Source organism: Acidovorax sp. FW305-C-20-28 (genome assembly GCF_058783375.1).
This window is the reverse complement of the sequence record NZ_JBYSYM010000004.1, coordinates 219,993-238,178: the sequence shown is the minus strand read 5'-3', so window position 1 is coordinate 238,178 and position 18,186 is coordinate 219,993. Positions and strand designations below refer to the sequence as shown.

Genomic DNA, 18,186 nt, shown 5'->3' with positions numbered 1-18,186 from the left:
CATGCTCGACACCCAGCCCCACCTGCAGGCCTGCGACGATTTCTACGAGGCCCTGATCGCCAGCCACAACGGCCTGACCCCGCCCGAGAGCCATGCGATGAATGCCCGCCTGATCCTGTTGCTGGCCAACCACATCGGCGACCAGGCCACGCTGCTGCAGGCACTGCAGTGTGCACGCGGCACCCAGGTGCCTGCCGGCAACGCGGGCATCGCGCCCGTGACCCCGGTCGCCCCGGTACACGCCGCGGCCTGACGCCGCCCAGCCGCCAACCCACCACCCAACGCCGCCGCGCAAGCCCCGCACAGACGGGGCCTGCGGCAGCGCCGTGCCCGAACCCCATCCATCCCCTGACCACCGGAGACAACACCATGCTGCGCAAACACTTCCTCGCCACCCTCGCAGGCCTGGCACTCACGCCCTTCGCCCTGAGGGCCCACGCGCAGGACAACAGCAAGCCCCTGGAGTGGGTGGTCGGCTACGCAGCCGGCGGCGGCTCGGACATCGTGGCGCGCACCATTGCCGAATCCATGGGCACCAGCCTGGGCCGGCCCATCGTCATCAACAACAAGCCGGGCGCGGGCACCAACATCGCGGCCGACTATGCGGCGCGCAACAAGGACTTCGGCAACCTGGTCTTCTCGGCCGACTTCGCCACGCTGGCGGCCAACCCCTTCTTGTTCAGCAAACTCAGCTACAGCGCCGAAAAGGACTTTCAGCCCGTGGGCCTGCTGGTGCGCTTTCCGATGTTCCTCGTGGTCTCGAACAATGTGCCTGCGAAGAACCTCAAGGAATTCATGGCCTGGGCCAAGGGCCAGGCGAATGGCGTGAACTGGGCATCGGCAGGCCCGGGCAGCCCGCACCACCTGGTGGGTGAGCTGTTCCGCGAGCAGAGTGGCCTGTCGCTCACGCATGTACCCTACCGCGGCGCGGCGCCGGCCATCCAGGACGTGATCGGTGGCCAGGTGCCCGCGATGTGGATCGACAGCGCCTCGGTCTACCCCTTCCTCGCCACGAACAAGGTGCGTGCCATCGGCGTGGCCAGCCCGCAGCGCGTGGCCACCATGCCCGACGTGCCCACCCTCCAGGAGCAGGGCCTGCAGGGATTCGAGGGCTATGCCTGGCAGGGGCTGGTCGCCCCCACGGGCACCTCGCCCGAAGCCGTGGCCCAGTTCAGCAAGGCGCTGCAGACCGCGCTGGCCGACACGCGCACCCGTGCGCGCCTGCAGGCCCTGGGCGTGGAGCCCCTGCCCGGTACGCCGGCCCAAATGGGCAGCTACGCGCGCGCCGAGCGCGAGAAGTGGGGCCGTGTGATCACCAAGGTGGGCGTCAAGCTCGACTGAACACGCGCGGATCAGGCCTGGCCGCGCAGCGCCTTGGCGCGCTGCCAGCGCTGCAGCACCGGCACGAGCCACAGCGCCTGCACGATGGCATAGCCCAGTGCCGCCAGCACCAGGCCCAGCACCGGCAGGCCGACCAGCAGCGGCGTGCCCAGGGCCTGCATCCACTCGGCCAGGGCCTGCACGCTGAAGGCGCCGGCCGGGCCATCGGCATTGAAGGGCGGCAGCGATTGCTCGCCCGGCAGCACCGCCGAACCCATCTGGAAGGCCAGCACGTAGAGCGGCACGGTGGTCAGGGGGTTGGTATAGAAGGTGGTGACCGCGCCGGCGACCACGTTGCCGCGCAGCCAGGCGCAGGCACCGACGGTGCCCACCAGTTGCAGCGGGCCGGGAATCAGCCCGCAGAACAGGCCCGCCGCCACGCCGCGTGCCAGCGGTTCGCGCTGGAAGCGGAACAGCGCATGCCGCTCCATCCAGGGCACGGCACCGGCCAGGGCCGTGCGGCCCAGCAGCACACGCACGCTGGGCTCCAGGTGCCGCAGCTTGCGGCGCAAGGCGTTCAGCATCGGCACCCGCTCACCAGGTGAAGGCTGCGGCGGTGGCCACACCCCAGAGCGTGGCCAGGGCCGTGAGCAGGCCCACATCGCGCCGCTCGTTGCCCAGGCGCCAGGCCAGCAGGGCCGTGCCCGCCAGGGCCACCAGCATGGTGAGCATCACCGATTCGATCAATCCCAGTTCCATGACAGTGTCCTCGCGGTCAGTGCTTGGGGGGCAGAGCTGCGGCCTCTTCTTCCGGCACCTTGCCCGACGAAGTGCGCAGCGACAGGACGATGGAGCCTGCAATCAGGCCCGCCGTGACCAGAAGGGCGTAGCCGATCGGGATCTTGACCAGGTCGATGAGCAGCATCTTGCTGCCGATGAACACCAGCACCAGGGCCAGGCCATAGGCCAGCAGGTGGAAGCGGTCGGCCAGGTCGGCCAAGAGGAAGTACAGCGCACGCAGGCCCAGGATGGCGAAGATGTTGGCCGTGAGCACGATGAACGGATCGCTGGTGATCGCGAAGATGGCCGGGATGCTGTCCACCGCGAAGATGATGTCCGTGGTGCCGATCAGGATCAGCACCACGAACAGCGGCGTGTAGTGCTTGACGCCGTTGATGGTGGTGGTCAGCTTCTCGCCATCGAACACATCGGCGATGCGGATGCGCTTGCGCAAAAAGCGCAGCACCGGGTTGGTCGCGATGTCCGGCTCCTGGCCGGCAGCAAACCACATCTTGGCACCCGTGAACACCAGGAAGGCGCCGAACACGTAGAGCAGCCAGTGGAACGAAGCCAGCAGCCAGGCGCCAGCCAGGATCAGCAGCGTGCGCAGCACGATGGCACCGATGATGCCGATGATGAGGGCGCGCTTCTGGAACTGGGGCGGCACAGCGAAGTAGCTGAACAGCATCAGAAAGACGAAGATGTTGTCGATGGACAGGCTTTTCTCCACCAGGTAGCCGGTGATGAACTGCATCGACACGGTGTTGGCCACCTCGCGGCCCTGGCTGCTGTCCAGGTACCACCACAGGCCGGCCACGAAGACGAAGGCCAGGCCGAACCACAGGGCGCTCCATTTCAGGGCCTCTTTCGTGGTCACCTTGTGCGCACCCTGGCGCTCCATGACCAAGAGGTCGATGCCGATGGCAACGACCACGAAGACGGCGAATCCCGCCCACATCCACCAGGTTCCAATGGTTTCCATGATGTCGTTCTCCTTCGCGCAGCAGCGGCGTCAGCGCCGCGAACGCGGCAGGGGTGGCAGGCCCGGGGTCGGGGTGGCGGGGGTGCGGACAGCGGTGTCGTGCATGAGGGATCTCCTGGGAAATTCAAGGCAAGCCCGCACTGTAGGGATGACCTTGTATCTTTAAAACCTGTCTTTTCGGTACCATTCATCTGGTTTTTGCGAACCAAATTCTTTTCCGCCGGATACCCCTGCCCTCTGTTGGGACAAGCGAGACACATGAGCCAGAGCTTCAACTACCGCCACCTGTACTACTTCTGGGTCGTTGCCAAGGAAGGCGGCATCGCGCGTGCCGCCGAGCGGCTGGACATGGCCGTGCAGACCATCAGCGCGCAGGTGCGCCTGCTGGAGCAGGCCCTGGGCACCAGCCTCCTGCGCACCGAGGGGCGCAGCCTGGTGCTGACCGAGGCCGGCGTGGCAGCCCTGCACGAGGCCGACCACATCTTTGCCCTGGGCGAGCAGTTGACCCACCGCGTGCGCGAGGCCGCGAGCGGCCAGACGCTGCGGCTGAACCTGGGCATCTCGGACGGCATCGCCAAGCTGGCCATGCACCGGCTGCTGACGCCCGTGCTCGACGAGCCGCACCTGCGCCTGCTGTGCCATGAAGGGGAGTTCCAGCCGCTGCTGGGCGAGCTGGCGCTGCACAAGCTCGACGCGGTGCTCGCCGACCGCGCCGCGCCGCCCAACCCCTCGCTCAAGACCACCAGCCAGTTGCTGGGCACCAGCGACGTGGCCTGGTATGCGCCCCCCACCTGGGCCGAGGCAGCGGCGCGCAAGTTCCCACACAGCCTGGCCGTGGTGCCGTTGCTGCTGCCCACCGGGCATGCGGCCACGCGCGCACGCATCGACCAGTGGCTGGAGCGCGAACGCATCCGCCCACGCATCGTGGGCGAGTTCGAGGACAGCGCCCTGCTCAGCACCTTTGCGGCCACGGGCATGGGCGTGATGCCAGCCCCCGTCTCGGTGGGCGAGCACCTGGCGCGCACGCATGGCCTGGTGCACGTGGGCACCACGCCCGACGTGCAGGAGCAGTTCCACCTGATCTACAACGCGCGCAAGGTCATGCACCCGCTGCTCACGCGGCTGCTGGAGGCCTCGGCAGACGGCTCACTCCTCACATCCTGAAGGGGACAGCCCTGCCCTCCCCAGAGCGGCTCAAAAACTCAGCGAAGCGGTTCCGGCGAGGCGCTGCGTCGCAGGCAGCACGACAAGACGCAGCAACGACCCCAGAAGAGTTTTTGGGTCGCTCCTACTTCGTGAATTTGCCGTCGCGGCCCATCATGAGAAGGTCCACGAACTTGCCCGAGCTGTGCTGCCCGGGCGCCAGCTCCACGGGGTAGCCGCCCAGGCTGACGTTTTTCATCGACTCCATGGCCTGCACCAGGGCGGCGCGCGTGGGCTTGGCGCCGGCGCGCTGCAGCGCCTCGACCAGAAAACGGGCGGAGATGAAGCCCTCCATCTGGCTGAAGGTGTATTCGGTGATGCCCCGGGCCTTGGCCAGGGTCTGGAACTCGCGCGAGATCGGCATGCTCTGGTTCCACGGTGAGGGCACGACCTGCGAGACCACCACGCCGCGCGCCCGCTCGCCCAGGGCCTGCACGAGCTGTGCATTGCTGATCACCGAGAGCATGTAGAACGTGGAGCGGTGGCCGGCCGTGAGGTAGGCCGCGACGAAATCCACGCTGGGCTTGCCCGCGCTGATGACGATGATGGCCTGGGGCGAGTCCTTGGCCACCGTGGCCACCGCATCGGCCATCTTCGATCCGTCGACCTCCAGCGGGGCCTTGGCCACCAGGCTGACCTTGTGGGCCTGCACGGACTTCTCGACCGAGGCCAGGCCGCCCGTGCCGAAGGGGTTGTTGAGGTAGACCGCGGCGATGCGCGAGATGCCCACCGAGGCCAGCTGCCTGACCGTGGCATCGAGCTCGGCCGCATAGCCGGCCTTGATGTTGAAGACATAGCGGCTGCCGGGCTGGCGCAGCCCGTCCGAGCCGGTGAAGGGCGCGATGAAGGGCACGCCGCGCTCCTCGGCGATGGGCAGCGCGGCCAGCGCGGGCGGGGTGCCCGCGTACTGGAACAGCGCGAGCACCTTGTCCTCGTCGATCAGCTTCTTGGTGTTCTCGGCGGCCTTCTTGGGGTCGTAGGCATCGTCGATGGCGACCACGCGGATCTTGCGGCCGCGCACACCGCCCGAGGCGTTGACGTGGTCGAAGTAGAGGCTGGCGCCCTGGCGTACCTCGGTGGTGAGCGCGGCCAGCGGGCCGCTCAGCTGGCACGACTGGCCGATCACGATCTCGTTGTCGCTCACGCCTGCGCTGTCCTGCGCGAAGGCCGGGCCGCCGGCCAGGCCCAGGGCCGCGCCCCAGCGCAGAAAGTCCCTGCGCAAAAAGCGGGGTGGAACGCCTGCATTCATGTCTTGTCTCCTGTCGTCTTTATGCTTTTTCACAACGCAAAAACCCTTCCGATGCCAGCACGGCCGCGGAAGGGTGGAGAGGAGACCGCCGCTGCGTTACACGGCGGTCCTCGGGTGTCTTGTCAGTGGGCTTCTTCTGCCTGCGCGTGCGCAGCCCCTCCCATGCCCAGGTAGGTATCGATGATGCGGCGGTCATTGAGCAGGTCCGCTGCGGCCCCGGTCAGCGCCACGGCGCCCATTTCGAGCACATAGGCCCGGTCGGCCACGCGCAGCGCGGCGCGTGCGTTCTGCTCCACGAGCAGCACCGAGACGCCGTGCTGGCGCAGCGAGGAGACGACCTGCAGCACCTCGCGCACGATCAGCGGGGCCAGGCCCAGCGAGGGTTCGTCGAGCATCAGCAGGCGCGGGCGCGCCATCAGCGCGCGGCCGATGGCCAGCATCTGGCGCTCGCCGCCCGAGAGCGTGGACGCCAGCTGCGCGCGGCGCTCGCGCAGACGCGGGAAGATGCCGAACACCTCCTCCATGCGCTGGGCCTGGTCGCGCTGGCCCTTGCGCCAGCGCGAGAAGCCGCCCAGCAGCAGGTTGTCCTCGACCGACATCTCGCCGAAGAGTTCGCGCTTTTCGGGCACCAGGGCCACGCCGCGCGCCACCATGGCCTCCACGCTGGGGCGGGCGATGCGCTCGCCTGCCAGGGTGATGGCGCCGCTGGCCGGCAACAGGCCCATGGCCGCGCACAGCAGCGTGGTCTTGCCGGCGCCGTTGGGGCCGATCACGGTGACGATCTCGCCCTCGTTCACGTCGAGCCGGACCTGGTGGACGGCCTCCACGGGGCCGTAGGACACGGACAGGTCCTGCAGTTGCAAGAGGGGTGCGGTCATGCGCGGGCTCCTTCGGTGGCGGCAGGCAGGTCGTCGTCGGCGCCGCCCAGGTAGGCGTCGAGCACGCGCTGGTTGCGCTGCACCTCCAGGGGCGTGCCCTCGGCGATCACGGTGCCGAACTCCAGCACGGTGATGCGGTCGGCCAGGTTCATCACGAATTCCATGTCGTGCTCCACGACCAGGATGCCCAGGCCCTCGGCACGCAACTGGCGCAGCAGGTCGGCCAGGGCCTTCTTTTCCAGGTGGCGCAGGCCGGCAGCCGGCTCGTCGAGCAGCAGGATGGCCGGCTGGCCGGCCAGGGCGCGCGCGATCTCCACGATGCGCTGCTGGCCCAGCGCCAGCGAGGCAGCGGGCGTGTCGGCATGGGCGCCCAGGCCGCAGCGCTCGATCTGGCGGCGTGCTTCGACCAGCAAAGCGGCTTCTTCTGCGCGGTCCAGGCGCAGCATGGAGGCGAGCCAGCCGCGGTGGGCGCGCTGGTGCGCGCCCAGGGCGACGTTCTCGACCACGCTGCGCTGGCCCAAGAGGCGCACATGCTGGAAGGTGCGCGCCATGCCCAGGCGGGCAAAGGCGCGCGAGGGGCGGCGCAGCATGGCCTGGTCCATCAGGCGCACCTCGCCTTCGGTCGCGTCGTCCACGCCCGAAATCATGTTGAAGAAGGTGCTCTTGCCGGCGCCGTTGGGGCCGATGAGCGCATGCACCTCGCCGGCCTTCACGTCCATGGAGACGTTGTTGTTGGCGACCAGACCGCCGAAGCGCTTGGTCACGTTGCGCGCCTGCAGCAGCACGGTACCGGCCGCCGGCAACGTGCGCTGGCCGAGCGGGGCGGCCTCGCGCACGGCGCGCGGCGCCTCGCGGCGCAGCCAGCGCTCGCCCAAGCGATTCAGCGTGGGCCACAGGCCATCGGCAAAGCGCTGCAGCACGAAGACCATGAGCAGTCCGAAGACGATGACCTCGAAGTTGCCGCTGGTGCCCAGCAGCGAGGGCAGAACGTCCTGCAGCTTCTCCTTGAGCAGGGCGATCAGCGTGGCGCCCAGCACCGCGCCCCAGAGGTGGCCCGCGCCGCCGACCACGGCCATGAACAAATACTCGATGCCGATGTTGAGGTTGAAGGGCGTGGGGCTGACGAAGCGCTGCAGGTGCGCATACAGCCAGCCCGAGATGGCCGCCAGCAGCGCCGCCAGCACGAACAGCTTGATGCGGTAGTGCGCGGTGTCCACGCCCATGGACTCGGCCATCACCCGCCCGCCCTTGAGCGCGCGGATGGCGCGGCCCTCGCGCGAATCGAGCAGGTTGTGCAGCAGCCACAGGGCCACCAGCAGCACGGCCCAGATCAGCACGCCGATGGCGCGCGGCGAGGCCAGCGAGAAGCCGGCCACGACCAGCGGCGGAATGCCCGTGATGCCGGTCTGCCCGCCCAGGAACTCCATGTTGCCGAACAGGTAGTACAGCGACAGGCCCCAGGCGATGGTGCACAGCGGCAGGTAGTGGCCCGAGAGCTTGAGCGTGACCGAGCCCAGGCCCCAGGCTACCGCGAAGGTGATCAACAGGCCCAGCACCAGGCCCACCCAGGGCAGGCCGGCCATGCCGACAATGCCCGAGAGCGTCTGCACCGAGGCCGGCGCGGTGCAGATCCAGGCCGTGGCATAGGCGCCAACGCCCACGAAGGCGGCCTGGCCGAAGGAAGTCATGCCGCCCACACCGGTGAGCATGACCAGGCCCGCCGCGACGATGGCGTACAGGCCGATGTAGCTGAGCGTGACCACGGTGAAATCGGGCAGAAAGCCCCAGCACAGGGCCAGCAGTGCCACGGCGGCGAGCGTGAGCTGGGTGCGCGTGGCGATGCCGCGCGAGGTGCTGGGGGCGGGCACGCCGGCAGCCGATTCGGTCTTGGTGGGCGCGCTCATTCCTCATCCTCCACATGGCGGCTGTTGAGCGAACGCCACCACAGCACGGGGACGATCAGGGTGAACACGAGAACCTCCTTGTAGGCACTGGCCCAGAACGAAGCAAAGGCCTCCAGCTGGCCCACGATCAGCGCACCAAGCAGCGCCATGGGGTAGCTGCCCAGGCCGCCGACGATGGCCGCGACGAAGCCCTTGAGGCCGATGAGAAAGCCCGTGTCGTAGTACACGGTGGTGAGCGGGGCGATCAGCAGGCCCGAGACCGCGCCGATCAGCGCGGCCAGGGCGAAACTCACGTCGCCCGAGAGTTCGGTGGGAATGCCCATGAGGCGCGCGCCCACGCGGTTGAGGGCCGTGGCGCGCAGCGCCTTGCCCACCATGGAGCGGCCGAAGAACAGGAACAGCAGCATCACCAGCGCCAGCGTGACGCCCAGCACCACCAACGACTGGCCCGAGAGGGGGATGCCGCCCAGGTCGAAACGCGCCTCGGAAAACGGCGGCGTGCGCTGCCCCTCGGCACCGAAGAACAAGAGGCCCAGGCCCACCAGCACGCCGTGCAGCGCCACCGAGACGATGAGCAACATCAGCACCGTGGCATCGGCCAGCGGACGGTAGGCCAGGCGGTACAGCAGCGGCCCCATCGGCGTGATCAGGATCAGCGTGGCGAGCGCCTGCATGCCCAGCGAGGCAGGGCGCAGGCCGAGGATCAGCCCCGCAGCAATGACCGGCAGCACCAGGCACCAGACGACGGTGGCGGGCCAGTTGACGGGATTGCCGCGCTGGTAGCGCACGGCCTCGACCACCAGCACCACGGCGGCCAGGCCCACCAGCAGCCACAGCGTGCCGGGAATGCGCCCGCCCTGCATCATGGCCATGGTCAGCGCCCCGAAGGCCACGAACTCGCCCTGGGGGATGAAGATCACCCGGGTCACGGAAAAAACCAGCACCAGCGCCAGCGCCATCAGTCCATAGATGGCGCCATTGACAATGCCGTCCTGCCCCAGCAGCAGGGCGATCTGCAAATCCATATTCAGCTTTCTTTCACAAGGCAGACACGCCGCGGGCACAGGGGTCGCCCCCCACTCCACGGCGCCAGGCGCACCGAGCCCGTCTCTCAACGACCCAAAAGCGCGCGCAGCCCACGCAACTGGCACGACGCAGGCCAGTGCTCCCGCGCAAGGGCCGCCCCGCCGCGCTGGGAGCGTCCCCCTGGGGGGAAGGCGCGCAGCGCCTCAGGGGGGGTCAAGGTTGGTATTTCCAGGTACCGTTCTCGATCTTGACCATCACGCGGGCGCGCTGGTCCAGGCCCAGGTGATCGTTCTCGGACATGTTGAAGATGCCGTGCGCGCCGGGCACTTCCTTGATCTGCTCCAGCGCATCGCGCAGGGCCGCGCGGAATTCCACTGTGCCGGGCTTGGCCTTCTTGAGCGCCACGGGCACGGCAGCGGCCATGAGCACGCCCGAATCCCAGCCATGGGCGCCAAAGGTGGAGACGCTGTCCTTGCCATGGGCGGCTTCATAGGCGGCCACATAGGCGCTGGCCGACTTCTTCACGGGGTGCGAGGCGGGCAGTTGCGAGGCCACGAGCACGGGGCCCGAGGGCAGGAAGGTGCCTTCCACGTCCTTGCCACCCACGCGCAGGAAGTCGGCATTGGCCACGCCGTGGGTCTGGTAGACCTTGCCGGCGAAGCCGCGCTCCTTGAGCGCCTTCTGCGGCAGCGCGGCCGGCGTACCGGAGCCGGCGATGAGCACCGCATCGGGCTTGGCCGAGATCATCTTCAGCGTCTGGCCGGTCACCGAGGTGTCGGTGCGCGCGTAGCGCTCGTTGGCCACGATCTGGATCTTCTTGATGGCCGCCGCCTTGGTGAACTCCTGGTACCAACCTTCGCCGTACGCGTCGGCAAAGCCGATGAAGGCCACGCTCTTCACGCCCGCGTTGGACATGTGGTCCACGATGGCCAGGGACATCATGATGTCGTTCTGCGGCGTCTTGAAGACCCACTTCTTCTTGGCGTCCATGGGCTCGACGATGCGTGCCGAGGCGGCCATGGAGATCATGGGCGTCTGCGCCTCGGCCACCACGTCGATCATGGCCAGCGAGTTGGGCGTGGTGCTCGATCCCAGGATGATGTCGACCTTGCTTTCGCTGATCAGCTTGCGCGTGTTGCTCACGGCAGTGGTCGTGTCCGAAGCGTCGTCGAGCACGATGTAGTTGACCTTCTGGCCGCCGATGGTGCGCGGCATCAGGGCCACAGTGTTCTTCTCGGGAATGCCCAGCGAGGCGGCGGGCCCGGTGGCCGACACGGTGACGCCGACGGTGATGTCGGCGAGGGCGGCGCCGCAGGCCATGGCGGCGGCAGCGGCCACCAGGGCGAGTGGGGCAAAGCGGGATTTTTTCATGCGTTGTCTCCTGTGGAAAAGAAAGGATGGTGGTGTCAGCGCAGAAGGGAGCCTTCGGCGCTGCGCCGGCTCTTGTCGGCCGGTTGGGGGGACGCGGTGTGCGTGCGGTCCATTGTCATGGAGGCGCAGGCCTTTGCACCAGTTCCATGGGCATCTGGACGGCGGGGAATCCGCCGAAGAACAGGTCCGCCACGATGGGGGCCATGGTCTGGTAGTCGAGCTCGCCGTCGGGCTTGAGCCAGGTGAACATCCAGTTGATCATGCCGAACAGCAGCATGGTCAGCGCCTTGCTCAGGCCTGCGGCTTCGGTGTCGGGCCGCATCTGCGCCAGCGCCTGGGCAAACACGGCCACCACGGCGCGCTCCTTGCCCAGGATGCGTTCGCTGTCCTCGGGCTGCAGAAAGCGCACGTCCTCGGTCAGCACGCGGTGGGCATGCTGGGCCTCGGCATATTCCTCGACGAAGCGGTGGATCAGCTCGCGCAGCCGTGCTTCGGGCTCGAGCTGCCGTGCCTCGACATCCTCCACCAGGGCCTGCAGGCGCGAGACATGGCCATCGGCGATGTGCACGAGCAGGTTGTACTTGTCGCGAAAGTAGTGGTAGAGCGTGGGCTTGGACAGGCCGCAGGCTTCGGCCACCTCGTTCATCGACGTGGCCGGGTAGCCGCGGCGCGCGAACAGTTCGGCGGCATGGCGGAGGATCAGTTCGCGCTGGTCGTCGTATCCGGGAGATCGTCCTCGGGCCATGGACAGTGTTCCTTTGCATCCGGTAGTGAAGGGCCGCCATCTTGCCGCATGCCGACGCCCCCAGGGCCTGCACGCGCAGATGTCCCCACGGCAGCGGGTGCCGTGCAGCGCGATCGATGCCCTGGTTGCGTCCATCAGCGCTCGTCGAAGGACAGCACCACGTGGTCGGACAGCGGCCGGCACTGGCAGGTGAGCACGAAGCCGGCGGCCACCTCGTTCTTGTCGAGCGCAAAGTTGCGCTCCATGCGCACCTCGCCCTCCACGCACTTGGCGCGGCAGGTTCCGCACACGCCCGAGGTGCACGAGAACGGCACCTCCAGCCCGGCGGCCGATGCGGCATCGAGGATGCTGGCCTGCTCGCCCGAGAACGGGAATTCGCGCCGCAGGCCGTCGCGCACGATGGCGATGCGCGCGGCCTTGGCGTCGCCCGGCAGCGCCTCGTGCACCACAGCACCCACCTGCCCGCCGGCCGGCAAGGCCACGCCGAAGCGCTCCACGTGGATGCGCTCGGCCGGCACGCCGCCGGCCAGCAGCGCGGCCTCGGCCTCGTCGTTCATCTGGAAGGGGCCGCAGATGAAGGCCTCGTCGATCTTCTGCGCGGGGATCAGGGCCTGCAGGAACTCGGCGAGCTTCTCGCGGTTGACGAAGCCCATGTTCAGCGGCGCGTCGGTCTGTTCGGCCGAGAACACATGGTGCAGCACCAGGCGCGTGAGGTAGCGGTTCTTGAGGTCCTCGATCTCCTCCTTGAACATGGTGGACTGCAGCGTGCGGTTGCCGTAGATCAGCGTGAAGCGGCTGCCGGGCTCGCGCGCGAGCACCGTCTTCATGATGGACAGGATGGGCGTGATGCCGCTGCCGCCCGCGATGCCCAGGTAGTGGCGCTGCGCCTCTGCCTGTATGGGCACGAAGAAGCGGCCCTGGGGTGCCATGACCTGCAGGGTGTCACCCACCTGGAGCTGCGCATTGATCCAGTTGGAGAACACGCCGCCGTTGACCTTGCGCACGCCCACGCGCAGCTCGGCGTCGTCCACGCCGGCGCAGATGGAATACGAGCGGCGCAGGTCCTGGCCGCCGATGTCGGTGCGCAGCGTGAGGTACTGGCCCTGGGTGAAACCGAAGACCTCGCGCAGCTCGGGCGGCACGTCGAAGGAGACGATGACGGCCTCGGCCGTGTCGGGCTCGATGGAGCGCACGCGCAGGGGATGGAAGATGACGCTCATGTCGGTGTCTGGTGTGGGGGCGAAGGCGGGTGCTTCACAAGGGCTTGAAATGTTCGAAGGGCTCGCGGCAGGCCATGCAGCGGTACAGCGCCTTGCAGGCCGTGGAGCCGAAAGCCGAGAGGCGCTCGGTTTGCAGGCTGCCGCAGCGCGGGCAGGCCAGGGCCGGTGCGGCTGCGGCGCGCGGCATGAAGCGCAGCGGCACCTCGGTGCCGGGCGGCAGCGGGCCGGGCGGTGCGATGCCGTAGGCCAGCAGGCGGGCGCGACCGCGTTCGGTGATCCACTCGGTGGTCCAGGCCGGTGCGCGCTGCAGCGTGGCATGGGCCGGGCCCAGTCCTGCCGCCTCGATGGCGGCGAGCACGTCGCGCTCGATGGCCTCGGTGGCCGGGCAGCCCGAATAGGTGGGGGTGAGCACGATCTCCAGGCCATCGCCCGCCAGGCGCACGCCGCGCACGATGCCCAGGTCGCACACGGAGACCGCGGGCACCTCGGGATCGGGCACGCCGTCGAGCACCTCCCACGCGCGCGCGATGCGTGCGTCGGTGCTTGCCGGACGTTCAATGGCTTCGGCCACCATCACCACACGCCTCCTGGGAAGCTGCGCTGCAGGTACTGCATCTCGGTCAGGATGTAGCCCATGTGCTCGCTGTGCACGCCCTGCTTGCCGGTGCTGAGGAAGGCCGATTCCTTGGGCGTGGCCAGGCTGGCGGCGGCCAGGATCTGCGCCATCTCGCCGGTCCAGGCGTCCTGGAGGTCGGCCCAGCGCGGGCCCAGGCCGGTGGCTTGGGCGGACTCGTCCACCGCATCGGCGGCAAACAGCTCAGGGGTGTAGCGCCACAGGGCCTTCAAGGCCGCTTCGGTGCGGCGGCGCGATTCGGCCGTGCCGTCGCCCAGGCGCACGACCCAGTCGGCCGCGTGCTGCTGGTGGTAGCGCGCCTCCTTGACGGCCTTGCCCGCGATGGCGGCCAGCTCCGTGTCGCTGGAGGTGAGCAGGCGCTCCCACAGCTGCTTGAGCAGGGTGGCCACCATGGCGTTGCGCACCATGGTGAAGGCGAAGTCGCCGCGCGGCAGCTCCACCAGGGTCAGGTTGCGGTAGTCGCGCTCGTCGCGCAGGAAGGCCAGCTGGTCTTCGTCATGGCCGCGGCCTTCGATCTGGCCGGCCCGGGTGAGCACGGCGCGCGCCTGGCCCACGAGGTCGAGCGCCATGTTGGACAGGGCGATGTCTTCTTCGAGCACCGGGCCGTGGCCGCACCATTCGGAGAGGCGCTGGGCCAGGATGAGGCAGGTGTCGCCGATGCGCAGCAGGTACTGCACGCCTGCGTCCTGGCTGATGGAGATGCTGGTGGCTTGCATGGCGGGCGCGCTCACATGTGGTCCACGGACTCGGGCAGCACGTAGAAGGTGGGGTGGCGGTAGACCTTGTCCTGCGCGGGATCGAAGTACATGGACTTCTCGCCGGGGTCGCTGGCCACGATCTGGTCGGAGCGCACGACCCAGACGCTGGTGCCTTCCTGGCGGCGGGTGTAGACGTCGCGCGCCAGCTGGATGGCCATGCGCGGATCGGCCGCATGCAGGCTGCCGCAATGCTTGTGGTCGAGGCCTGCCTTGCTGCGCACGAAGACTTCCCACAGCGGCCATTCGGTGGCCATCGCGGGATCGGCGGCGGGGGTGGAGGGAGAGGATGGGGTCGTCATGGGGAAATCTCGGATTCAGGAAATTCAGGCAGCAGCGCGCTCCGGGGCCTGCTTGGCGGCATGGGCCAGGGCGGCTTCGCGCACCCAGGCGCCATCGTCCCAGGCCTTGACGCGGGCGCCCAGGCGCTCTTCGTTGCAGGGGCCGTCGCCGCCGATCACGCGCCAGAACTCAGCCCAGTCGATGGCGCCGTAGTCGTGCGCCTGGCGCTCCTCGTTCCATTTCAAGTCAGGGTCGGGCAGGGTCACGCCGAGCACGCGGGCCTGCTCCACCGTGGCGTCGATGAACTTCTGGCGCAGCGTGTCGTTGGAGACACGCTTGATGCCCCAGCGCATGGACTGCGCGGAGTTGGGCGACTGGTCGTCGGGCGGGCCGAACATCATGATGGAAGGCCACCACCAACGGTTGACCGCGTCCTGCACCATGGCGCGCTGGGCGTCGGTGCCCTGCTGCATCATCGTCAACAGTGCGTCGTAGCCCTGGCGCTGGTGGAAGCTTTCTTCGCGGCAGATGCGCACCATGGCCCGCGCGTAGGGCGCGTACGAGCAGCGGCAGATCGGCACCTGGTTCATGATGGCCGCGCCATCGACCAGCCAGCCGATGGTGCCCATGTCGGCCCAGGTCAGCGTGGGGTAGTTGAAGATGGAGCTGTACTTGGCGCGCCCGGTGTGCAGGGCATCCAGCATCTGGTCGCGCGAGGTGCCCAGCGTCTCGGCCGCGGCATACAGGTACAGGCCGTGGCCGCCCTCGTCCTGCACCTTGGCCAAGAGGATGGCCTTGCGCTTGAGCGTGGGCGCGCGCGTGATCCAGTTGCCCTCGGGCAGCATGCCGACGATCTCCGAGTGCGCATGCTGGCTGATCTGGCGCAGCAGGGTCTTGCGGTAGTGGTCAGGCATCCAGTCCTTGGCCTCGATGAATTCGCCCGCGTCGATGCGCGCGTCGAAGGCCTCCTGGCGCTGCATCTCTTCGGCGCTGCGCAGGGCCTTGCCGTCGCCGGCTTCCTTGCCCATGGTGTCCATGGCCTGGGTGTACATGGTGGTGTCCTTTCGTACGGATGTGCGCCGCTTCAGCGTGCGCGCTGGTCGATCACGCGGCGGGCCTTGCCCACCAGCGTGCGTTCGATGGAGTCGGTGGCCAGCACCTCGACCTGGCAGGTGATGCCCACCAGGGTCTTGATGCGGTGCTGCACCCAGCCGGTGAGTTCGCTGCGCTCGCCCTCGGCCACGCCGGGCTGCAGCTCGCAGCGCACGGTGACCTGGTCGAGGTTGCCGTCGCGCGCCACCAGGATCTGGTACTGGCCCGAGAGCTTCTGGTTCTGCAGCACGATCTCTTCGATCTGCGTGGGGAACACATTCACGCCGCGGATGATGAGCATGTCGTCCGAGCGGCCCACGATCTTGCCCATGCGGCGGAAGGCGCGCGAGGTGGGCGGCAACAGGCGCGTGAGGTCGCGCGTGCGGTAGCGGATCATGGGCAGCGCTTCCTTGCTCAGCGAGGTGAAGACGAGTTCGCCCTCGGCGCCGTCGGGCAGCACCTCGCCCGTCTCGGGGTCGATGATCTCGGGGTAGAAATGGTCTTCCCAGACCACGGGGCCGTCCTTGCTCTCGATGCACTCGCTGGCCACGCCCGGGCCCATCACTTCGGACAGGCCGTAGATGTCCACCGCGTCGATGCCGGCCTTGGTCTCGATCTCGCGGCGCATGGCCTCGGTCCAGGGCTCGGCGCCGAAGATGCCGATCTTGAGCGAACTCTCGCGCGGGTCCATGCCCTGGCGCACGAACTCCTCGTTGATGACCTGCATGTACGAGGGCGTCACCATGATGATGCTGGGCGCGAAGTCGCGGATCAGCTGCACCTGCTTTTCGGTCTGGCCGCCGGACATGGGGATCACCGTGCAGCCCGCGCGCTCGGCACCGTAGTGCGCGCCCAGGCCGCCCGTGAACAGGCCGTAGCCGTAGGCCACGTGGATCAGGTCACCGGCGCGCCCGCCGGCCGCGCGGATGGAGCGCGCCACCAGGTCGGCCCAGGTGTCGATGTCCTTGAGCGTGTAGCCCACCACCGTGGGCTTGCCCGTGGTGCCCGAGGAGGCGTGGATGCGCGCCACCTTCTCGCGCGGCACGGCGAACATGCCGAAGGGGTAGTTGTCGCGCAGGTCCTTCTTGACCGTGAAGGGGAACTTCGACAGGTCGGACAGCTGCTTCAGGTCCGACGGGTGCACGCCCTTGGCGTCGAAGGCCTTCTTGTAGTGCGGCACGTTGTCGTAGGCGTGCTGCAGCGTCCAGCGCAGGCGCTGCAACTGCAGGGCCTGGACTTCGTCGCGGCTGGCGGTTTCGATGGGCTCCAGGTCGCCTGGGGCGGGGTGGCGCACGGCCATGGATGTCTCCTGTGGGGTTCTGGGTATGGGGTCAGCGGGCGTTGTCGGACAAGGGCACGGTGTGCTTGCCCTTCATGCAGTACGAGCGGCCGCGGAACACGGCGATGGCCTCGCCGCGCTGGTTGTGCACGTTCACGTCGTACACGCCGGTGCGGCCGGCCAGCGAGACCTCGGTGGCCACGGCGGTGAGGCGGTCGCCCTCGCGCGCGGGCGCCAGGAAGTCGATGGACAGGCCCGAGGCCACGGTCATGTCGTTGCGCGCATTGCAGGAGAAGGCGAACGCCGAGTCGGCCAGCGTGGTGATGAAGCCGCCGTGGCAAATGTCGAAGCCGTTGAGCATGTCGGCACGCACGGTCATTTCCAGCGTGGCCCGGCCCGGCGCGATGGCGGTGATGGCGATGCCCAGGCCCTGCGTGGCACGGTCGTTGGCGAGCATGCCGGTGCGCACACGCTCGGCGATGGCCTGGGGGTCCATGGATGCGGTGGTGGAGTCCATTGGGAATGCGTGGTTCAGCGGTCTTTGAAGACAGGGGCGCGCTTGCCGATGAAGGCCTCAACCCCCTCTCGGTAGTCGGCGGAGGAGCCCAGGGTGCGCTGCACGGCAGCCTCTTGCGCCAGGGCCTGGCCGTAGTCCATCTGCGCCGCGGCGTCCATGGCGTTGCGCGTGGCGACCAGCGCCTTCACCGGCATGGTGGCCAGGCGCTGGGCCAGGGCCTGGGCTTCGTCCTGCAGGGCGGCGTCGTCCACGCAGCGCCAGATGAGGCCCAGGCGCTCGGCATCGGCCGCGGGCAGCTTGTCGCCCAGCAGCGCCAGGCCCAGGGCCTGGGCGCGGCCCACCAGGCGCGGCAGCAGCCAGGTGCCGCCGGTGTCGGGCACCAGGCCGATCTTGGTGAAGGCCTGGATGAAGCTGGCCGAGCGTGCGGCCAGCACCAGGTCGCACGAGAGCGCCAGGTTGGCGCCCGCGCCCGCGGCCACGCCGTTGACGGCGGCCACCACCGGAATGGGCATGCTGCGGATGCGCAGGCACAGGGGGCCGTAGAGCTTCTCGATCACCCCGCCCAGGTCCTTGGGGGCGGCGCCGGGCGTGAGGTCGGGCGCCACGGCCGGGTCGGCCAGGTCCTGCCCGGCGCAAAAGGCCCGGCCCGTGCCCGTGAGCACCACGCAGCGCACCTCGGGGTTCGCGGCGGCGGCCTCCAGCGCGGCGAGCAACTGGGCATGCAGCTCGGCCGTGAAGCTGTTGAGTGCGGCGGGCCGGCTGAGCGCCAGCGTTTGCACGGCGCCCGACTGCGTCACAAGAACCAGGGGTTCAGACATGGATGCTCCTGCCTATCAAGGTGGGGGAAAACCTGTTTTGATCGATCGCAAACATTATTGACCGACCGTTCGGTAGAGAATAAACTTTCCCGAACCCTGATGCAAGTCAAACCCATCAGGGCAAACCCTAG

Annotated in this window: 20 protein-coding genes; 3 read left to right on the top strand and 17 right to left on the bottom strand. The window is 68.6% G+C overall.

Annotated features, from left to right (window positions below; all coding sequences use genetic code 11):
- Position 1 precedes the first annotated feature (1 nt).
- Together AC3WOH_RS07605 and AC3WOH_RS07600 are read left to right on the top strand one after the other, a co-directional pair.
- Entirely contained in the window at positions 2-253 is a 252-nt protein-coding gene (locus tag AC3WOH_RS07605) for a DUF2783 domain-containing protein (protein ID WP_492228747.1), read from the top strand.
- A 116-nt stretch (positions 254-369) separates the two neighbouring features.
- The gene (locus tag AC3WOH_RS07600) at positions 370-1,341 is read left to right on the top strand and encodes a Bug family tripartite tricarboxylate transporter substrate binding protein (RefSeq protein ID WP_492228746.1); all 972 of its coding nucleotides are present in this window, start codon (positions 370-372) and stop codon (positions 1,339-1,341) included.
- 11 nt (positions 1,342-1,352) lie between these two features.
- Here the strand turns inward: AC3WOH_RS07600 and AC3WOH_RS07595 are convergent, their stop codons facing one another.
- Genes AC3WOH_RS07595 through AC3WOH_RS07585 form a run of 3 tightly spaced genes read right to left on the bottom strand, consistent with a single transcriptional unit; the run spans position 1,353 to position 3,082 of the window.
- Entirely contained in the window at positions 1,353-1,904 is a 552-nt protein-coding gene (locus tag AC3WOH_RS07595) for a DUF2062 domain-containing protein (RefSeq protein ID WP_492228745.1), read from the bottom strand.
- A gap of 10 nt (positions 1,905-1,914) precedes the next feature.
- A complete protein-coding gene (locus AC3WOH_RS07590; RefSeq protein WP_492228744.1) occupies positions 1,915-2,079 on the bottom strand; it encodes a hypothetical protein in 165 nt (54 codons plus the stop codon).
- A 16-nt stretch (positions 2,080-2,095) separates the two neighbouring features.
- Complete coding sequence (locus AC3WOH_RS07585; RefSeq protein ID WP_492228743.1) at positions 2,096-3,082, bottom strand: TerC family protein; 987 nt, start codon at positions 3,080-3,082, stop codon at positions 2,096-2,098.
- 258 nt (positions 3,083-3,340) lie between these two features.
- On the opposite strand from AC3WOH_RS07585, the gene AC3WOH_RS07580 reads away from it, so the two are divergent.
- Positions 3,341-4,246: a LysR family transcriptional regulator gene (locus tag AC3WOH_RS07580; protein WP_492228742.1), complete on the top strand. Its 906-nt coding sequence runs from the start codon at positions 3,341-3,343 to the stop codon at positions 4,244-4,246.
- A gap of 124 nt (positions 4,247-4,370) precedes the next feature.
- On the opposite strand, the gene AC3WOH_RS07575 is transcribed toward AC3WOH_RS07580, so the two are convergent.
- The 14 genes from AC3WOH_RS07575 to AC3WOH_RS07510 form a co-directional block, all read right to left on the bottom strand.
- The gene (locus AC3WOH_RS07575; protein ID WP_492228741.1) at positions 4,371-5,534 is read right to left on the bottom strand and encodes an ABC transporter substrate-binding protein; all 1,164 of its coding nucleotides are present in this window, start codon (positions 5,532-5,534) and stop codon (positions 4,371-4,373) included.
- Positions 5,535-5,656: 122 nt separating this feature from the next.
- Entirely contained in the window at positions 5,657-6,412 is a 756-nt protein-coding gene (locus AC3WOH_RS07570; protein WP_492228740.1) for an ABC transporter ATP-binding protein, read from the bottom strand.
- Complete coding sequence (locus AC3WOH_RS07565) at positions 6,409-8,316, bottom strand: branched-chain amino acid ABC transporter ATP-binding protein/permease (RefSeq protein ID WP_492228739.1); 1,908 nt, start codon at positions 8,314-8,316, stop codon at positions 6,409-6,411. Before AC3WOH_RS07565 ends, AC3WOH_RS07570 begins: the two co-directional genes overlap by 4 nt.
- Positions 8,313-9,341, bottom strand: a complete 1,029-nt coding sequence (locus AC3WOH_RS07560) for a branched-chain amino acid ABC transporter permease (protein ID WP_492228738.1) — start codon at positions 9,339-9,341, stop codon at positions 8,313-8,315. Before AC3WOH_RS07560 ends, AC3WOH_RS07565 begins: the two co-directional genes overlap by 4 nt.
- A gap of 214 nt (positions 9,342-9,555) precedes the next feature.
- Positions 9,556-10,713: an ABC transporter substrate-binding protein gene (locus AC3WOH_RS07555; RefSeq protein ID WP_492228737.1), complete on the bottom strand. Its 1,158-nt coding sequence runs from the start codon at positions 10,711-10,713 to the stop codon at positions 9,556-9,558.
- 115 nt (positions 10,714-10,828) lie between these two features.
- Positions 10,829-11,458, bottom strand: a complete 630-nt coding sequence (locus AC3WOH_RS07550; protein ID WP_492228736.1) for a TetR/AcrR family transcriptional regulator — start codon at positions 11,456-11,458, stop codon at positions 10,829-10,831.
- Between the two features lie 134 nt (positions 11,459-11,592).
- On the bottom strand, positions 11,593-12,678 hold the full coding sequence (gene paaE / locus AC3WOH_RS07545; RefSeq protein ID WP_184860449.1) for a 1,2-phenylacetyl-CoA epoxidase subunit PaaE: 1,086 nt from the start codon (positions 12,676-12,678) through the stop codon (positions 11,593-11,595).
- Positions 12,679-12,712: 34 nt separating this feature from the next.
- Positions 12,713-13,252, bottom strand: a complete 540-nt coding sequence (paaD, locus tag AC3WOH_RS07540) for a 1,2-phenylacetyl-CoA epoxidase subunit PaaD (protein WP_492228735.1) — start codon at positions 13,250-13,252, stop codon at positions 12,713-12,715.
- Positions 13,252-14,028, bottom strand: a complete 777-nt coding sequence (gene paaC / locus AC3WOH_RS07535) for a 1,2-phenylacetyl-CoA epoxidase subunit PaaC (protein ID WP_492228734.1) — start codon at positions 14,026-14,028, stop codon at positions 13,252-13,254. The genes paaD and paaC overlap by 1 nt, the downstream gene beginning before the upstream one ends.
- 11 nt (positions 14,029-14,039) lie before the next feature.
- A complete protein-coding gene (paaB, locus tag AC3WOH_RS07530; protein ID WP_186457925.1) occupies positions 14,040-14,369 on the bottom strand; it encodes a 1,2-phenylacetyl-CoA epoxidase subunit PaaB in 330 nt (109 codons plus the stop codon).
- A gap of 24 nt (positions 14,370-14,393) precedes the next feature.
- The gene (gene paaA / locus AC3WOH_RS07525; RefSeq protein WP_492228733.1) at positions 14,394-15,401 is read right to left on the bottom strand and encodes a 1,2-phenylacetyl-CoA epoxidase subunit PaaA; all 1,008 of its coding nucleotides are present in this window, start codon (positions 15,399-15,401) and stop codon (positions 14,394-14,396) included.
- Positions 15,402-15,433: 32 nt separating this feature from the next.
- Positions 15,434-16,741 carry a phenylacetate--CoA ligase PaaK gene (gene paaK / locus AC3WOH_RS07520; RefSeq protein ID WP_492228732.1) on the bottom strand — a complete coding sequence of 436 codons (1,308 nt, stop codon included), beginning with the start codon at positions 16,739-16,741 and terminating at the stop codon, positions 15,434-15,436.
- A gap of 31 nt (positions 16,742-16,772) precedes the next feature.
- Entirely contained in the window at positions 16,773-17,237 is a 465-nt protein-coding gene (paaI, locus tag AC3WOH_RS07515) for a hydroxyphenylacetyl-CoA thioesterase PaaI (protein WP_492228731.1), read from the bottom strand.
- Between the two features lie 14 nt (positions 17,238-17,251).
- Complete coding sequence (locus tag AC3WOH_RS07510) at positions 17,252-18,055, bottom strand: enoyl-CoA hydratase-related protein (protein ID WP_492228730.1); 804 nt, start codon at positions 18,053-18,055, stop codon at positions 17,252-17,254.
- Between the last annotated feature and the right edge of the window lie 131 nt (positions 18,056-18,186).

Coding starts and splice junctions, on each gene's coding strand:
- AC3WOH_RS07600 (WP_492228746.1), top strand. CDS start 370: ATGCTGCGCAAACACTTCCTCGCCACCCTCGCAGGCCTGGCACTCACG.
- paaA (WP_492228733.1), bottom strand. CDS start 15,401: ATGTACACCCAGGCCATGGACACCATGGGCAAGGAAGCCGGCGACGGC.
- paaB (WP_186457925.1), bottom strand. CDS start 14,369: ATGACGACCCCATCCTCTCCCTCCACCCCCGCCGCCGATCCCGCGATG.
- AC3WOH_RS07580 (WP_492228742.1), top strand. CDS start 3,341: ATGAGCCAGAGCTTCAACTACCGCCACCTGTACTACTTCTGGGTCGTT.
- AC3WOH_RS07550 (WP_492228736.1), bottom strand. CDS start 11,458: ATGGCCCGAGGACGATCTCCCGGATACGACGACCAGCGCGAACTGATC.
- AC3WOH_RS07585 (WP_492228743.1), bottom strand. CDS start 3,082: ATGGAAACCATTGGAACCTGGTGGATGTGGGCGGGATTCGCCGTCTTC.
- AC3WOH_RS07555 (WP_492228737.1), bottom strand. CDS start 10,713: ATGAAAAAATCCCGCTTTGCCCCACTCGCCCTGGTGGCCGCTGCCGCC.
- AC3WOH_RS07605 (WP_492228747.1), top strand. CDS start 2: ATGCTCGACACCCAGCCCCACCTGCAGGCCTGCGACGATTTCTACGAG.
- paaK (WP_492228732.1), bottom strand. CDS start 16,741: ATGGCCGTGCGCCACCCCGCCCCAGGCGACCTGGAGCCCATCGAAACC.
- AC3WOH_RS07560 (WP_492228738.1), bottom strand. CDS start 9,341: ATGGATTTGCAGATCGCCCTGCTGCTGGGGCAGGACGGCATTGTCAAT.
- AC3WOH_RS07590 (WP_492228744.1), bottom strand. CDS start 2,079: ATGGAACTGGGATTGATCGAATCGGTGATGCTCACCATGCTGGTGGCC.
- AC3WOH_RS07595 (WP_492228745.1), bottom strand. CDS start 1,904: ATGCTGAACGCCTTGCGCCGCAAGCTGCGGCACCTGGAGCCCAGCGTG.
- paaC (WP_492228734.1), bottom strand. CDS start 14,028: ATGCAAGCCACCAGCATCTCCATCAGCCAGGACGCAGGCGTGCAGTAC.
- AC3WOH_RS07510 (WP_492228730.1), bottom strand. CDS start 18,055: ATGTCTGAACCCCTGGTTCTTGTGACGCAGTCGGGCGCCGTGCAAACG.
- AC3WOH_RS07575 (WP_492228741.1), bottom strand. CDS start 5,534: ATGAATGCAGGCGTTCCACCCCGCTTTTTGCGCAGGGACTTTCTGCGC.
- paaD (WP_492228735.1), bottom strand. CDS start 13,252: ATGGTGGCCGAAGCCATTGAACGTCCGGCAAGCACCGACGCACGCATC.
- paaE (WP_184860449.1), bottom strand. CDS start 12,678: ATGAGCGTCATCTTCCATCCCCTGCGCGTGCGCTCCATCGAGCCCGAC.
- AC3WOH_RS07570 (WP_492228740.1), bottom strand. CDS start 6,412: ATGACCGCACCCCTCTTGCAACTGCAGGACCTGTCCGTGTCCTACGGC.
- AC3WOH_RS07565 (WP_492228739.1), bottom strand. CDS start 8,316: ATGAGCGCGCCCACCAAGACCGAATCGGCTGCCGGCGTGCCCGCCCCC.
- paaI (WP_492228731.1), bottom strand. CDS start 17,237: ATGGACTCCACCACCGCATCCATGGACCCCCAGGCCATCGCCGAGCGT.